Origin of the sequence: Mycobacterium sp. SP-6446 (assembly GCF_001954045.1) — a bacterium.
Taxonomy (GTDB): Bacteria; Actinomycetota; Actinomycetes; order Mycobacteriales; family Mycobacteriaceae; genus Mycobacterium.
On the sequence record NZ_MBEM01000204.1, the window covers coordinates 1 to 2156 of the forward strand.

Annotated in this window: 1 protein-coding gene; it reads left to right on the forward strand. The window is 69.2% G+C overall.

The annotated features are described in order from the left end of the window. Window positions 1-2156, forward strand: a 2156-nt coding sequence (locus A5736_RS18035) for a condensation domain-containing protein (RefSeq protein WP_139333404.1), incomplete at both ends; no start/stop codon positions are given.

Below are 2156 nucleotides of genomic sequence, written 5' to 3' on the forward strand. Positions count from 1 at the left end.
GTGGCCGGGGAGCGGCCGGCGGTGGTGCCGTTGTCGTTCACCCAGAACCGGTTGTGGTTCTTGGACCAATTGCACGGTCCCTCACCGGTTTACAACATGGCGGTGGCCCTGCGGCTGCGCGGTCGGCTCGATGCCGACGCGCTGAGTTCGGCGTTGGCCGATGTGGTGGCCCGCCATGAGAGCCTGCGCACCGTGTTCGTCGCCCCGCAGGGCGCACCGCAGCAGGTCGTGATGCCCGTTGAGCGGGCCGATTTCGGCTGGGATGTCGTCGACGCCGCGGGCTGGTCGGAAAGCCGGCTGCGGGACGCCATCGAGGAGATGGCGGCCCACGCGTTCGATTTGGCGGACGCGATTCCGTTGCGGGCGCGGCTTTTCCGCATGGGCGAGGACGAGCATGTGCTGGCCGCGGTGGTGCATCACATCGCCGCCGACGGACTCTCGGTCGGCCCGCTGGTGCGCGATCTGGGTGTGGCCTACGCGAGCCGTGCGGTGGGGCAGCCGCCCGGGTGGGTGCCGTTGCCGGTGCAGTACGTCGACTACACGCTGTGGCAGCGTGCGCAATTCGGTGAGCTCGACGACAACGAGAGCCGCATCGGTGCGCAATTGGCGTACTGGGAGGGCGCTTTGGCGGGAATGCCGGAGCGCCTTGCGTTGCCGACCGATCGGCCCTACCCGCCGGTGGCCGATTACCGCGGGGCCACGGTTGCGGTGGAGTGGCCCGTCGAGGTGCAGCGGCAGCTGCGCCGGGTGGCGGCGGAACACAACGCGACCAGCTTCATGGTGATGCAGGCCGCGCTGGCGGTGTTGCTGGCGAAGATCGGCGCGACAAGCGATGTGGCCGTGGGATTCCCGATCGCCGGGCGACGCGACGCCGCTTTGGATGACTTGGTCGGTTTCTTCGTCAACACCCTGGTGTTGCGCCTCGATGTGGCCGGGGACCCGACCGTAGCCGAGGTTCTGGCGCAGGTGCGTGCGCGCAGCCTGGCCGCCTATGAGCATCAGGATGTGCCGTTCGAGGTGTTGGTGGAGCGGCTCAACCCGGCCCGCTCGCTGGCGCATCATCCGTTGGTTCAGGTGATGCTGGCCTGGCAGAACTGGCAGCAAGGCGATCCCACCGCCGGAGTGGCGTTGGGTGATCTCGAGGTCAGCCCGCTGCGGGCGGATACCCATAGCGCCCGTGTGGATTTGACGTTTTCGTTGGCCGAACGCTGGACGGACACTGGCGAGCCCGCCGGGATCGGTGGTGAGGTGGAGTTTCGCACCGACGTCTTCGACGCGGCCAGCATCGAAACCCTCGTCGAGCGGCTGCGGCGGGTCTTGGTGGCGATCACCGCCGACCCGGCACGGCGGCTCTCCTCGGTCGATGTGCTCGATGCCGGTGAGCAGGCCGGCCTGGATGGCTGGGCCAACCGCGCGGCGCTGACCCAACCCGCGACCTCCGCGGTGTCGATTCCGGCGGTGTTCGCCGCGCAGGTGGCCCGCGCCCCCGAGGCGGTCGCCATCAGCTTCGAGGGACTTCCGATGACGTACCGGGAGGTTGACGAGGCGTCGAATCGGTTGGCGCACTTGCTGATTGGCCAGGGCGTAGGCCCGGGGCAGCGGGTGGCGCTGCTGTTTTCCCGCTCGGCCGAGGCGATCGTGTCGATCCTGGCGGTGCTGAAAACCGGTGCGGCCTATGTGCCGATCGACCCGGCGGTGCCGGACGCCCGGATGCAGTTCGTGCTCGGCGATGCCGCGCCCGTCGCCGCGATCACCACCGCCGCACACGCCGACCGGCTGGCCGGGCAGCCGCTGCCGGTGATCGACGTCGACGACCCGCGGATCGCCGCCCAGCCGAACACACCGCTGCCGGCCCCGGCCCCCGACGAGATCGCCTACCTGATCTACACCTCGGGCACCACCGGAGTTCCCAAGGGGGTGGCCGTCGCCCATCGCAACGTGACCCAGCTACTCGAGGCTTTGGACGCCGACCTGGGGCTCTCGCCCGGGCAGGTGTGGACGCAATGCCACTCGCTGGCGTTCGACTTCTCGGTGTGGGAGATCTTCGGCGCGCTCTTGCACGGTGGGCGGCTGGTGGTGGTGCCCGAATCGGTGGTTCGCTCGCCGGGGCACTTGCACGCCTTGCTCATTCGCGAACAGGTCAGCGTGTTGAGCCA